This is a genomic window from Pedobacter jeongneungensis (assembly GCF_000633455.1).
GTDB lineage: Bacteria > Bacteroidota > Bacteroidia > Sphingobacteriales > Sphingobacteriaceae > Pedobacter > Pedobacter jeongneungensis_A.
In genome coordinates, this window is sequence record NZ_AYMG01000023.1 from 55,253 (window position 1) to 70,663 (window position 15,411).

Annotated in this window: 8 protein-coding genes; all 8 read right to left on the reverse strand. The window is 39.5% G+C overall.

Going from position 1 to position 15,411, the window contains the following annotated elements:
• Positions 1-32: 32 nt before the first annotated feature.
• Positions 33-1,859 (reverse strand): RagB/SusD family nutrient uptake outer membrane protein, encoded by a 1,827-nt coding sequence (locus U859_RS0120040; protein WP_025145103.1) that lies wholly within the window; start codon positions 1,857-1,859, stop codon positions 33-35.
• Positions 1,860-1,869: 10 nt separating this feature from the next.
• Complete coding sequence (locus tag U859_RS0120045; RefSeq protein WP_240183079.1) at positions 1,870-5,091, reverse strand: SusC/RagA family TonB-linked outer membrane protein; 3,222 nt, start codon at positions 5,089-5,091, stop codon at positions 1,870-1,872.
• Between the two features lie 125 nt (positions 5,092-5,216).
• Positions 5,217-5,777, reverse strand: a complete 561-nt coding sequence (locus U859_RS0120050; RefSeq protein WP_025145105.1) for a discoidin domain-containing protein — start codon at positions 5,775-5,777, stop codon at positions 5,217-5,219.
• A gap of 784 nt (positions 5,778-6,561) precedes the next feature.
• Positions 6,562-7,437 (reverse strand): ROK family protein, encoded by an 876-nt coding sequence (locus U859_RS0120055; RefSeq protein ID WP_025145106.1) that lies wholly within the window; start codon positions 7,435-7,437, stop codon positions 6,562-6,564.
• Positions 7,438-7,503: 66 nt separating this feature from the next.
• On the reverse strand, positions 7,504-9,771 hold the full coding sequence (locus U859_RS0120060) for a GH92 family glycosyl hydrolase (protein ID WP_025145107.1): 2,268 nt from the start codon (positions 9,769-9,771) through the stop codon (positions 7,504-7,506).
• A gap of 117 nt (positions 9,772-9,888) precedes the next feature.
• The gene (locus U859_RS0120065; RefSeq protein ID WP_025145108.1) at positions 9,889-12,333 is read right to left on the reverse strand and encodes a glutaminase family protein; all 2,445 of its coding nucleotides are present in this window, start codon (positions 12,331-12,333) and stop codon (positions 9,889-9,891) included.
• A 217-nt stretch (positions 12,334-12,550) separates the two neighbouring features.
• Positions 12,551-13,555, reverse strand: coding sequence for a LacI family DNA-binding transcriptional regulator (locus U859_RS0120070; RefSeq protein WP_025145109.1), 1,005 nt, complete (start codon positions 13,553-13,555; stop codon positions 12,551-12,553).
• A 196-nt stretch (positions 13,556-13,751) separates the two neighbouring features.
• Positions 13,752-15,407, reverse strand: a complete 1,656-nt coding sequence (locus tag U859_RS0120075) for a RagB/SusD family nutrient uptake outer membrane protein (RefSeq protein WP_025145110.1) — start codon at positions 15,405-15,407, stop codon at positions 13,752-13,754.
• Positions 15,408-15,411 lie beyond the last annotated feature (4 nt).

A 15,411-nucleotide genomic window follows, 5' to 3' on the forward strand; every position in this document is an offset into this window, starting at 1 on the left:
CACCGAGTAGAATACCCGGTGCTTTTTATATTTTACCAGCCTGTATTTTGTACAATTACCGGAACTTTTTGAATTTCGTTACTTGGTATTGGCCATAGGTAGTGTTTCTTTTGGAAAACCCTGTTTTCCGTAACCACAGGCGTGAAAAATCCAGGGGCATTTTGGGAAATATTTAAACCCCTGATCTGTGTATCGGTAGTTTCGGCAATTTTCCATTCTCTGGTATAGAAATAACGGTCTAATTCGAAAGCCAATTCTACACGGCGCTCTCTACGGATCGCATCTTTCATATCGGTTGGCACTGGAAGTCCACCGGTTCCATAAGCAGGAATACCAGCCCTTGTACGGATCCTGTTTAAATAAACCAGAATATCTGGGTCTGATGGATTCGACTCCTGTAATGCCTCGATATAATCTAAATAAATCTCAGCTAACCTGATCATGGTAAAAATGGTTCTACCACTTGTCCAACCGGCAACGGTTAAGTGTTTTCTTGAAGTGTAACCTGTTTTGGTATAATCGTTATTAGGAATACCACTTTTTCCGGCATTGCCATTAAACTCAAAACTGGTAATGATATTTGAAGAAGTGTTGATCCATTTACGGCCAGAATAAGTAATGTTGGCATAAAAACGTGGCTCACGGTTCACATACATATTACTAATTGCTCTTGCTGCCCCCTGATCGTTGGGATCTGGTGCCTGATAAGCGGAGGTACCAGTAGCAGAATATGACGGATCGTTTTCGATTGGCAAACCATTGGCAGTAAAGTAAGCATCAACTAATTGTTGAGATGGAGAAAGGAAAGAGCCACCTTTATCACCACCTGAAGCTCCACTATGATTCGGGGCTAATGAGTATTGATAAAGCGTTACATCTCCTCCCCTACCAAAAATAATCTCAGAGTTCCATCCGTTTAAAAACACATCCCTTGTTGCTATAAAGGCTCTATTGAAAGCATTATTTTGCAAACCATTAGGTGTAGAAGTAACACTGTACAGCGCATAATTAGCATAATTAGCATTATTTAAAAATGCCTTAGCGGCAGTAGCTAATCTTGTCCATTTTGCAACACTATAGGTTTGGTTGATCAATTGCTTGCCGTCCTGATTTTTAAGGTTTGCATAATCTGTATTTCCATTAAACAACGGACGGGCCGCCGTTAACAAAGCTTTAATTTTGTAAGCATCTGCAACAGAGCCTGTAATATGACCATAGTCTTCGGCCGCTTGCGGCGTAGCTGGAAGTTTAGTGCTTACCGCATCTAATTCACTTACGATGTACTCGATACACTCATCCATTGAATTACGTGGTTTACTGATTGCCGCTAATGGTGCATCAGACGCAATAGGATCATTTCCCAGCAAAACTACCGGCCCATACTGTCTTACGAGATAGTAATAATAGATGGCTCTTAAAGCCCTGGCCTCATTGTAATAGCGGTTAACAATATCAATACCACCAAGATTACAGTCGGTACATTTGGTTACATTAGCCATAAAAGAACTAGCTGCCTGAATACCACGGTAAAAGTTCTGCCAGTGATAATTTACGGAGCCACTTGTTGCATCCCATGCACCTGTATTTACATTTTCGCTAAAGTTTGGCAAAGTATAATCAGCTTCATCAGAAGCTGCTGTCCAAGGACCAATATTACCCAATGCCGATGGCGAACGGTCCTGATCCTGATCTGGAATAGTAGAATAAACGTTTGCTAATGCCTGCTCCACAGTAGCCTTTTTCTGATACATCTGATCGAAGGTTAGCCTATCGTCAGGCACCTGGTTTAAAAATTTCTTACAGCCATAATTGCCTACTACCAGCAATGCGCCAACTGTATATATCAATATTTTTTTCATCCTTTTTATTTTAAAAATTAGCGGTAATACCCAAAGAATAATTAGACGTTAATGGATATCTGGTACCGTTATCTGTACCTAATTCGGGATCCCATAGTTTGAATTTGCTGATGGTAAATACGTTATAGCCCATTGCATAAATCCTCATGCGCTTAACACCAATGGATTTGATCCCATTTTTAAGGGTATAGCCTAAGTCGGCATTTTTCAACCTCAAGAAACTGATATCACGTTTCCACCAGGTACTGGGCTGGTAGTTGTTGCTATTGGTACCACCATAAGATAAACGTGGATACACTGCATCCTGACGGGGATTAGTTGGGGTCCAGCGATCAGCAGCCACTGCTAACATGTTGCCCAAACCGCCCGAATTGGCGAATGACGGGATGTTCAATAAGATATCTGCATTATCCTGTCCCTGGAAGAACAGACCAAAATCGAAGTTTTTATAGGTTAATGAGAAACCGAAACCATAAGTGGTACTTGGGATATCGCCCCTGCCAATTACCGTTTTATCGAACGAGTCGATTTTACCATCACCATTTAGATCTTTGTACTTGATATCGCCCGGCATCAAGGTTCCAAACTGTGTAGGGCTGGCATTGATTTCAGCCTGACTATCGAATAATTTTTCAGCAATATAACCTACCCTTGTAGCGGCCAGTATGTTAAGACCTCGTTGCTCCATCCATGGATAAGCCTGTGGAGCCTGATCGTTCTCAATTACTTTATCTTTATTGTAGGTAAAGTTGGCTCTTAAATTAAGCGACCAATCTTTACCAAATTGGGTATCGTACTGTATGGTACCATCAATACCTTTATTTTCTACTATACCCAGGTTACCGATTGGGGTATTGGCCAAACCGATATAATTCGGTACCGTTCCCCTTGTGATAAACTGGTTCTTTCTTCTTTCTTTGAAGAAATCAACAATGAATGAAAGGTTATTGTTCAGGGTTTTCAACTCAAAACCCAGATCCTGTTTGCGTGTTTCAGCCCAGGTTACATCAACCCCATAAGCTAATACGCCTAAACCTCCTGTAGAGGTATTATTACCCGGCACTATTGATCCATTCTGACCAAAAGTATAACTCGCAGCCCCGCCAACTTTGGTTAAATAATAAAAACGGTCTCCCTCGTTTGCTGCATAGCCCGAGCCACTGCCACCACTTCCAACAATACCATCAGAATAACGGAATTTAACCATTTGGATAGCATCTTTAAGTGGTTCGAAAAATTTCTCGCTCGAAAGCAACCAACCGATACCCAATGCAGGGAAAAAACCATAACGTTTGTTAGGTGCAAAGTTTTCTGAACCGTTATAGCCCATGTTAAATTCGAAGAAATACTTATTATCATAAGCATAAGTAGCACGACTTACCATACCCTGCAACCTATATGGTAGCGAAAGGGTTAAGTTACCGGCAAATGGATTTGTATTATCATTCTGGTTATACAATAATAAACCGCTCACAGCATGCTTTCCAAACGTGCGGTTGTAGTTAACCCCAAGCTCAAAATACATTTTCTTATCACCGCTGTTATTAATGCCATAATTCAAGAAATCCTGCCCCTGAAGTACCTGTATGTATTTATAACCTGAATTTGGATCCCCTGGAGTGATATAAGGATCGGACTGGCTAATCCGGTATATGGTTTCTCTCTTCGTTCTGTTAATAAAATTGCTATTGCTTACATCAAAAGAGAACATTGAAGTTACAGATAAACCCGGTGTCAGTTCTTTTAGATCCTGGGTCAAACGAATATTTGAGTATAATTGGGTATTATAACCAACTCTATATCCGTTCCTGGTAATATCCCCATAAGGGTTACGCTGATCGGCCTGGGGACTAACACCCGGCAGAGTTCCATTCGGAAAAAGGATCGGGAATGAAGTTGGGTTGATCTGGAAAGCCTGGCTGAAGATATCCTGTGCACTATAGCTGCTTGGGTAGTTGTTCTGTCCCAAAATCCCTTTTATACCTAAGTCCAACTTGGTGGTACCTGTAATATCCCAGTTTAAGTTGGCATTCACATTATAACGGCCATAATTCTGTTTTACAGCAGAGTTTACGGCTTCATCGGTTTTAAATAAACCATCTTCGCCATAATATCCCAATGAAACGTAGTATTTTGCATTGCTTACACCACCTGAAAGATTAGCTGTTGCCGATCTGTTTCTACCAAAATCGTTATAAATAGCATCAAACCAGTTTACATTTGGATAAAGTACCGGATCGGTACCAGCCGCAGTTTTCTGAACAGCATCTAGTGAGTATGCTGGTGTAAATGCGCCTGCTGCACCTGCCCTTAAATAATCTGAATATTTAGCTTCATTAGCCAGGTTCATATAATCCACACCATCAATTAACTGCGGTCTTTTAGTGAAACGACTCACACCTTCATAATATTCCACATTGATTTTCGGCGTACCAATTTTACCTTGCTTGGTATTGATTAAAATTACACCGTTCGCTCCACGGATACCATAAACCGCTGTTGCAGCAGCATCTTTCAGTACAGTAAAATTCTCTACATCATATACACTGATATCGTTCAGGTTACGGTTTGGAACACCATCGATAATGACAAGCGGCCCCCTATCGGTACCTGTTAACGAAGATATACCACGGATAAAAATATCAGATCCGGTTGCACCTGGCTCACCATTTCTAGATACGTTAACCACACCTGGTATACGGCCTGCCAATAACTGGCTCATGCTCGAAACCGGTTGTTTTAAATCGGCAACATTAACCGAAGATTGTGCACCTACCAAACTCTCTTTTTTCTGTGTACCAAAACCCACAATAGCCACCTCCTGTAAATTGGCGCCAACGGTTTCTTTTAAACGGATATCCAATACCGTTTGCGTGCCAACAGGGATCTCTTTTGTATCGTAACCTACATAAGTTACAATTAAAATGGCATCCTGACCTGGGACGGTAATGGTAAAGGCACCATTTACATCTGCGGCAGCACTGGTAGAACTACCTTTAACTTTTACACCTGCTCCTGGCAATGGTGCGCCTGTTTCATCTTTAATTATTCCTCGGATTACAATATCGGCCCTGGTTTGACTAACCGCAACCGAACTGTTTATATTAATGGCAGAAGCATTAGCTGTTGCATAAAAACCACTGCTTAAAGCTAATGTAAAAGCGATAGCCTTAAAAGCACAATCTTTAAGCCTGAGCCTTCCCCCAGTTAAATTTGTATTTTTTTTCATCATAAAATTAGTTGTTGTTAACAGAAATACTGTTATTGGGTCTATTGATCAGTTGAAAATTTTATTGCCTGCCACATTAACTGGCAGAATAAATCTTAATTTGTCTTATTTACAGCAATAGTGATAAATTACTGTTGCTCCTCAGGCACTTCAATTACACGCCACTCAGACAACTGGAACAGAGAACCGTTATTATTTGCCGTAATACTAAGTCTGTAGTATTTATACAGGACTTTGTTTTTGAAATTATAGGTTTTGGTCATGTTACGGCCCGAAAATGTTTCACCTGTTCTTGTATCAAGATCTACCCAGTTGCTACCATCTGTAGAGCCACTTAACTTCCAGTTTTTAGGATCCCTATCAGGAGCATCACCACCTGATGTTAAAGTATAAGATGCCACTTGTTGAGGTGAAGGAAAGGTTAACTGAAGATAAAGGCTCGCCTGATAAGGATTGATCAGGAATTTTGTGTTGATGTCATTATCCACCACTTTTAACGATCCTTCTCCTGCCGAGGCACCGCCAGAGTTTTCAATGTTAACAGAAAGCGCGGCCTTAGCGGTCACATCTACCTTTGCTTTCCAGGTAAAAAGATCCACTGCAGGATACTCTTCTTTACCACATCCAAGAAGTAAAGCTAAAGCAAAGCAGAGCCCGACAGCTTTCTTGGTCATTTTTAAAAGATTCATAATTGATAATTTATTGTTTGTTGGTTATAAAATGTGCAATATTTAGCCACATGATCCATTATAGATCAGGAATTCAATCCGTTAAAAAAAAAGCTAATGATAAAATGTGCAGAAAATCACTCATTCAGCATATTAACCCCTGTATAAGTTAATTGGGGGTTAATGGTACAAACTGCCGGTTTACGGCGATATGATTTTCAGTTAATTAAACGCTAGCTTCTTTTGTATTACGAAGAAAACACTAAAGGCGCATGGCATAGCCGGAGCTGGTTTGGTAAGTTTTTAGTCATGATCAGTTTGGTTTGGTGTTTGATTAGTTCGTTGTTTTCTGTAGGGCAGAATAGGGTGTTTTAGGATGTAAAATTTATTCCATTTAGTTTCTCCTTTAATTTTATGAATGGTTAGTTACTTTTTGGTTAAACTAAAACGTTTTAGTTTTGTTTTGTAAAAAAAAGCCTTGATCAACGATCAACACTTTGCTTTTGTATTAGCTAAATAAAAATGCTTAAATAACTGAAGACTAAAACGTTTTATTAAACAATAATAAGCATATTATTAATAAATCAAGAATTATTTATTTTTTTTTATTCCGGATATATTAAAAAAATACGCCTGTTGGCCAGATTAAAAGAAATATGAATGAGAATATCCTACAAAAAGTGCCTTTTTCTTAAGAAAAAAGAAAAAATGGAGATTAACCACAGAATTACTTTATTAAAATTGCAATTCTGCGGTTAGTTTTAGCTTGAATTAAAAAAAATGTAAAATACTCTGATAAAACACTTTAAGTTAAACTTAAATCGCAACAGCTTGCCGCACCAATTAACGCAGCATGTTCTTTAAGTTCCGAAATTTTAATATCGGTTTCTATACCATTGCCCTTAAGTGTGGCAATAAGTTCAGGTGCAAAAGCACTAAAAGATTGTGCAATATTGCCACCAACAATTACGGTATCTATTTTATGCTTTTTTATAATCGGAATCAAAAACTGGGCAAGGTTATAGCCAAATTCCATAAATACCCGAGTAGCAAAATGATCGGTTTCTACTATTTCGACAAGTTCTTTTACGCCGTCTACCGTTTTACCGCTAAGTTGGTTAAAACGTTTTACGAACCAGCGCGTAGATAAATAATCTTCAGCAATTCCGTCTAAAAATTCGGAGTTCCAAAGGTCAGCATCAAAAGCTTTATAGTTTAAACAAAGTGAGGATCCAAGCCCTGTTCCCAATGTTAGGCCCAACACACTTGCATTTCCTTTTGCAGCCCCGGCAAAAACCTCACCTTGTAAAAAACCCGCAGCATCGTTTATAAAATGAATATTTTCTGCAGGGATATCTAAACGTTTGGACAATTCCTCTTTAACGTTAACCTGATAAAGTGATTTAAACTTATCCTGATCTTTGATTAATGAAATCCCTTCATTGTAATTAAATGGTCCGGGCATGGCAATCCCAACGTTCCGCGCACCGTTTTTAATGTTTTGAAAAGCTTTGCTGATAATATCGCACCATGCGGATAAAATCACTTCTTTATTCTCCTGTGAGTCCACAGGGCTACGCTTGATGGAATCCTTCACCAAAGTTCTTGTTTCCAAATCCACCAATGCGGCTGTAATATGCGAGCCGCCAATATCTACACCTAATGCAACAGGCTTTTCCATTCTATATCTATATTTCTGTTATTTTTACTAATTTTCATCAACGCGCCAAAAATAGCGATTCAATATCTATTTACTCAGCGAAAATGGCTTATCTTCTTCTAAAAGTCCTCTATTTAACGAAGGTTTAACATTCATCTCTAATTTTAATACCCCACCTTTCAAAATATCACTATGATTGATAAAGTTTTTAGTGAAATTTTTACCATTCAAGCTGGCAGATTTGATATAAACGTGATCCGAATCATTTGCGGGTGCTTCGATCACGAATTTTTTGCCATTTTCTAAGTTAATGGTCGTTTTTTTAAATATTGGGCTACCTAAAACATATTCGCCGGTACCTGGTGTAACGCTATAAAAACCCAAAGCACTTAATACATACCACGATGAGGTTTGCCCCTGGTCTTCATCACCAGGATAACCATTTTCAGTAGCATCATAGAGTTTATGCATCACCTTGCGGGCGTGAAATTGTGATTTCCAGGGCTGGTTGGCATAATTATATAGATATACCATATGCTGGATAGGCTGATTTCCATGTGCATATTGCCCCATATTAGCCATTACCATTTCAGTCATTTCGTGGATCATGCCACCGTAAGAACCAACATTAACGTTATTGGGTTCGGTAAAAACAGAATCCAGCTTTGCAGTAAAATTGTTGTACCCACCCATCAAATTAATCAAGCCTTTGGTATCCTGAAAAACCGACCACTGCCAATGCCAGGCGTTGCCTTCGGTAAAAGGTCCGCCCCACTCTGTCGGGTCGAAATTTGGCGACCATTTGCCTTCTGCATTTTTGCCTCTCATAAACCGTGTAGCAGGATCGTAAACGTTTTTATAATTATACATTGGTTTTTCAAAAACCTCCATATAATGTTTATCTCCTATCATTTTAGCCAACTGGTAAGCGCAATAATCATCGTAGGCATACTCCAGTGTTTTAGCCGTGGCTTCTCTATATTTTGGATAAGGCACATAACCCAATTGATTATATTCGGTTACCCCATCCCTACCGTTTGCAGGCCCCCATGGTCCTTTATTCATGGCTTCGTGATAATAGGCATCCAGCGCTTTCTTCGGATCAAAAGTTCTGATTCCTTTTGCCCAGGCATCAGCCAATAAAGAAATGGCATGGTTACCGATCATACTACCCGCTTCGCTGGGGAACGACCATGAAGGCAGCCAACCGCATTGCTCGTAAGCATCAAGCATGGCCTGCATATAACGCCCATGCATTTCGGGCTGTACCAGGGTATTTAATGGAAATTGCGCACGGAAGGTATCCCAGAAACCAGTATCGGTAAACATATACCCATCATGTACCTTACCATCGTAAGGACTGAAATAATAAGGTTTTCCAGCCTCATTGATTTCATAAAATTTTCTTGAGAATAAACTTGCTCTGAAAAAGCAAGAATAGAAGGTTTCCATATCGGCTTTCGATCCACCTTCTACTTCTATTTTACCAAGCGATTTATTCCAAACCGCAGCAGCATTGGCTTTGGTATCCTCTAAGGTTTTATCATTTCCTAATTCTCTTTTTAAATTAAGTTCGGCCTGTTTTAAGCTGATGTAAGAGGAAGCGGTTTTAACCTGAACTTTTATGCCCGATTCGAACTGTACAAATGCACCTTTTCCTAATCCTTCGGCAATTAGCGAATCTTTATTTACCGTATTGCGTTTGTTCTCCCAGGTACCATAAGATTTAATGGGCTGATCAAACTGGATCACAAAATAACTTTTCCAGCCACGTTTAAAACCTTCGCCATTATTTACCCATCCGGTAATTTTATTTTCTTTGGGATAGATCTGCACACCACTCAACCTGGTGTATCCATCCAGGATCAGGAAACTCCTTTTGCCTTTTGGATAGCTGAAACGCAGGTGTGCACCGCGCTCTGTTGGAGAAATTTCTGTAGTAATCTCGTTTTCGAACTTTACTTTATAATAATTCGGTTTCGCAACTTCATCTTTATGGCTAAACCGGGTTTCACGCCGGTTCTCGTCAACAACCAGTTCATCAACCATTGGCATTAAAGAAAATACGGCGTAATCCCTTGTCCACGAGCTGCATTGATGTGCCTGCTGAAAACCCCTGATTTTATCTTTAAAATATTGGTATTTCCAGCCATCGCCATTTCTGCCGGTTTGTGGCGTCCAGGTGTGCATACCAAAAGGCAAAGCAGTTGTGGGATAGGTATTTCCCTTGGTGAGTTCGTGTTTGGAATTGGTTCCCTGCAGTGTGTTTACATAGTGGACCCAATCTTTCTGCTGTGCCAATAACCCTTTGGCAGCAATGCAGCATAAAATGGATGCGATTAATTTAAGTTTCATTTGTGTGTTTACTTGTGTGTGTTGTTCTTTTCAGCCGGTATAAATCAGGCTATATATTTTAAAAATCAGCTATTGCCTGCATAGGTAAATGGTTGCAGGCAAAGCTGATTGATGTTTTTATTTAATATTCCATTTATCGGCCAGCATTTTAATAAAGTAACCGCCAACCACACTCCTCGCCTGGAAACCTGTCATTTTACCATTGGTGGTTTCGTGCCAATCGCTCAATGGTACCTTGCTCTCGGTTTCGGTAGCATAACGGTAAATAGGGCTAATAAATTTTTGAAAATCTGCTTCGTTATCCGCCAGGGTTGCGGTCCACATAATCCAATCTGATTTGGTATAGGTTCTGCGGCTATCCAAGGGCAGTCCGAAATCTTTTTGTTTGGTTAAATAGAAATCAATCTCCTTTTTGTACACTTCTTTTGGAAAGAGATCCAACTTTAAAAGTTTATCCCAAACCAGGTTGTACTTCTGGCTCCAGGTATTTTTATCATTAAAGGTTAAAGCATAATGATCACCATCATCAGCCAGTTTCATCCAGTTCTGCGCCATTTGTAAAGCAGCTGTACGGTATTTAGTAGCCACATCAGTTTTACCTAGTAACTGTGCCATTTGCGCATAACCGCCTAAAGCTACAATTGCCTTTACCGATAAGTTCGAATTACGGGCCAGGTGGCCTGCAAAATCATCGGTACATAACTGGTTGGCCGGATCGAAACCTTCTCTTAAAAGGTAATTGGCCCATACCGACATTACCTCCCAGTGTTTTTCGGCATATTTTGCATTTCCCTCTGCTTTGGTAATGGCAGCCGTTAAAATGATCATGTTTCCGGCTTCTTCTACAGGCATATCTTCGCCATAAGTTTGGCCATTTGCCAAAGGGTAAGTACCTAAATCGTGTGCGGCAAAAGGTTTTTTCCATTTTCCACTTTCAGAGTAATAGAAAATACCGTTCAACATCCCTTTTAGCAATTCGGGATTGTACACTAAAAATTGTGGCGCGGATGGATAGGTTACATCAACCGTATTGATTGACCCGTTACTAAAGTTTTCTTTAGAAAGGAAAAGGATATCGCCATTGGGTGCATAAACGATTTTATGGGCTGCAATGGCTTGTCTGTAAGCTAATTTACACATATCAGCATATTCACTACCGCCAGCTTTTTTCGCATCAGCATAAAGTTTGGCATCAAAAGCAGCACATTTAGCCATTAAAGATGGATATTGATGATTAGCATCTGCCAATTGATCTTCAAATAGTTGCGAACCCGATTGCTTCCAAACCGGCGATAGTTTTTCGCCAAAGTATTCTACCGATTTTAAATCATCGTAGCCCAGCATCACATATTTTTCTATCGCAGCAGAAGAAACGGATCCGAAAGGAATCACACTGTTTAGGTTTAAGTTTTTGGCGTTTAAAACCTGGTTTTTAATGGGATATTTTGCCGCCATAAAAGCTTTCAAACTCTCATTCTGGGTACCGATAAACTGCGTGGCATTAAACTTTGAAGGAACAGCCACATACAAGTAACCCCAATCGATCCTTACATCATCGCCACGCTTTTTTAATATGGGCTGCTCAACTGTACCTGTTTTAAGGATGGAAAGGCTATTTTTTGTACTTTTCCAGGCAGAAACAGCCTGAGTTGGTGTATTCACCGCAATATTTGATGAGGCTCCAAAGAAAACATCAACTTTATGCGCTTTGCCATCAGTTGATTTTACCGAATAATTGATATAACTGATCGGCCTGGCGGTTATTTTAATGTCGTTAAGCAATAATGGTGATGTAAAACTCACTTCTAAAGCTACTTTACCACAGGTAAAGCTATATTTTGTTGTGGTAGCCTGTACGGTAACGTTAGTTTGGGTTGCAGGCGCAATTTTTACCTCCTGAGCTTCCCCTTCTACAATCCCGGCATCTAAATGCCTGCCGCCTGCGGTATTTTTGCAATGGATGGCCAATATATTTTTACCTTTTAGTAAAACACCATCTTCAATAGGAAGGTAGATATAATCAGAAACCCAGCCGTTTTTGCTGTAAATTAATTTCCCGTTGAGGTAAACCCTAACATTATCATCATGATTGAGTTTAAGGTATTTTTTTGCTGATGTTGGGTTTGCAACTTCAAAAGTCCTTCTGAAATAAAGGTCGTCGGTATTCCACTTTGTTTTGTCGGCACGGTCATCGCCAAATGGAGCATCGCCTTTTTTCCAGGCAGCATCATTGTAAGTATTGGTTTCCCAACCTTTTTCAGGCTGGTCGAAGGTATAGCTGGCCTGATATTTCACTTCGTCGGCAGCTGGGAGTATGGTTTTAAAGCTTTTACTCTCTTCGCCCATAAAACGGTAAAACTGATCGTCAACTTTAATCACACCCAATAAAGACTGTTCCTTGCCCGTCCAGTGTTTGGTAACCGATTTATTTAAGCCATCACCAAAAGACCAGATACTGAAATAAGCATCATGCGTAATCAGTGGATAAGCCGGGGCTTTATCTTGTGCTTTAAGCGTGAAATAAAAAAAAAGGCAAAATGCCAGTAAGGAAAGGTTTCTCATAGTTCAATATTTGGTTCTTTGCAATGGATAAATCGTTTTACTTAATTTACCGACCAAATATTTATTCTGATTGAATGAAAATGAGGATGATAATTCTAGTTAAGATGGATTTTCGCTCTCTAAAGCCGCAATAAAGTAAAACGTTTTACTAATCCAATATTAGAGAATTTAAAAATCATATTAAAACCACATTTCGTAATATTTAAGTTACAAAATATTAATCTCTGATGATGAGTTTGGCAGGAATAATGATCTGCTGGTTTTCGGGTTTCGCTTTAGAAGAAAGCTGTTTAAGGATCAGTTTGATTACATTTTCTGCAATTTCTTCCAAAGGTTGCTGTACGGTTGATATTCCCGGTGTATGCAGTTCGAAGGCTTCATGGTCATCGTAGGCAATAACAGCAAAGTCATCTCCTATTTTTTTATTGATCTGTTTTAACACTTTTAGACCGCTGATGGCAAGGTAGTTGGTTGCGAATAAAACGGCATCGATTTTTTTCTGTTCAAGCAGTTGTTTGATCTGGCTGATGGTTTCGCTTTCTTCTTGGTTAAAATGGATTTTTAAAACTAGGTTTTCATCGTATTTGATGCCATTGTCTTCCAAAGCTTTTTTATAACCATCGTAACGTTCTACAATCTGCTCTACGTTGATATCAGTGGTAACAAGGGCAATGTTTTTTTTGCCCTGATCGATAAAACTCTGGATGGATTGGTAAGAAGCATTAAAATGATCGGCCCCTACGTAACTGGTATTGATATCGGGCAGGTTCCTGTCAAAAAAGATTACGGGATTACCATCTTCCAATAGCATTTTTACATCTTCTTCTATTCCTTTAATAGGCGAAATAATATAGGCATCAACTTTACGCGATTTAAACATATTGATCAGTTCTTTCGCTTTATCAACACTGTTTTCGGTACTGGAGTAGATGATTTTATAACCTCTTTTATAGGCTTTATCTTCGATTAACCTGGCTATCCTGGAGAAGAAAGAGTTGGAAATATCTTCAATGATCAGGCCGATGATGTTTGAGTTTCCGGTGCGCAAACTTCTGGCAATCTGGTTGGGTTTATAGCCGCTCTCCGCAATAATTTTTTCTACCTTTTCTATAACCGCTTCACTGATCGATTTTTCTTTTGCTTTACCATTAATAATAAAGGAAACTGTGGTGATGGATACATTGGCTTTAACAGCTATATCTTTGATAGAAAGCGATTTCATTTGGCTGGAATTCTTTTAAGTTAATCGATTCAAAGCTAAATAAAAATTATAGCTTTTAATTTTTTGCCCGTTATAAAAACGCAATTTAACATTTTTTATGTTAATCGTTTTAGAAACAGTTGTTAAAGGTGGGCAGGATAAAAAAATGAGGTATAAAACAGCAAAAGGCGCTTATGAAGCGCCTTTTGTATCAAAATTAATATCCAGGATTTTGTGTGAGTTTTGGATTAAAATCTCTTTGTCGCTGAGGAATTGGATATAACGACCTTGTTGGTGTAGATATCTCATGATCCCACCATTTGGTATTGCTAAACTTTCCAAAACGGATAAGATCGTCTCTTCTAAAACCTTCGAAAATAAATTCCCTTCCACGTTCTGCCAAAAGCTCGTCTAAAGTTAACGAAGCAGTTGTATAAGCATGGGCCGGCCAGGTAGCCGTTGTATAAGCCCTTTGTTTGCAGGTATTGATCAAAGTTACAGCATCTGCTGTGGCAGTTCCGCCATTTTTACGCATGATGGCTTCGGCTTTAGCAAAATAAATCCAGGTTAAACGGTACACATTCCAATCAGTATTGTTATAGTTTGGATCTGGTTCTACACGCACACCGTTAACAAGGCCAGGCAAAGAATTACCCAGTTTATATTTATTAAAACGCACCCCGCTGTTTTCTTCTCCTTCACTCATATTACTTACGGTAGAGTTTTTAGTATTTTTTTGGATATTATCTACAAATGAAAGTGCTTTACCTGCATATTCTACGGTACCTTGCACCGGTGAGGCAGGGTCGGTAAATTTAAATTGCGGACCAAACAAAAGCCAATTGGTTTTACGAAGGTCGTCGGTTTCAAAAGTGGTATAAACTCCAGGAATCAATACAATCCCATCATTGCCATTTCTGCCCCCACCATAAATATCTCTTTGTGCAAAGTGATAAAACTCGCCAGTCCATGATGGTTCAAATTTGGCTCTTGTAAAATCGTAAGCAATAGAGAAAATTACCTCTTTTGATAAATCGTTGGTATTTTTAAACTGATCTGAAATGTTCGGATCCAGCGCCATATTACCACTTTGTCCGCCACCTTCATTATTAATCAATTTATCGGCAGCAGCAATACAGTCGTCCCAACGGGCGGTACCTGTCCACACTTCTGCATTGAGGTATAGCTCTACCAGCATCGCATAACCACTTGCCTGGCTCATTCTCCCCAGTTGTGCCCTTGATAGTTTAGGTACATTATTGATGTTATCTTTTATTTCCTTTTCGATAAAGGCAAAAACATCTTTCCGGCTGGTGGTATTCGGTAAAACAGGATTTATAGGATCTGCAACACTGGTTGATAATGGAATATTACCGAATAGGTCCATTAGCTTAAGGTAATGGAATGCGCGTAACAATTTCAGTTCTGCAATGTATTCGTCTTTTTCCTTTTGGCTAATGCCCATGGCAGAAATATCTCTCGATTCTATATTGGTAATTGGATCATTACAGTAGCCAACGCCGGCATACATCAGGGTCCAGGCATTGTTTATACCTGCCTCATCTACCGTCCAGCTATGATAATGTAGTCTTTTCCATTTACCGCCATCTTCACCATGCGGCCCTTTAGTTGGCCATGCCAGCTGATCTGCAGAAAGTTCGGCCAAACGCCACCATCCATCCTGTCCGGAAGGTGTTACCCAGGCATTTGCATGGGTATATGGTCTTAACACAGCAGAAATTACCTCGTTTTTATTGTTATAAAATTTCTCAGCCGGAATAACGTCGTATGCATTTTCATCTAAATTGGTACAGGCAGAAGCCATACCAACTATTAGCGCAAGGGCTGTATATATGATTGATTTATTTTTCATTTTG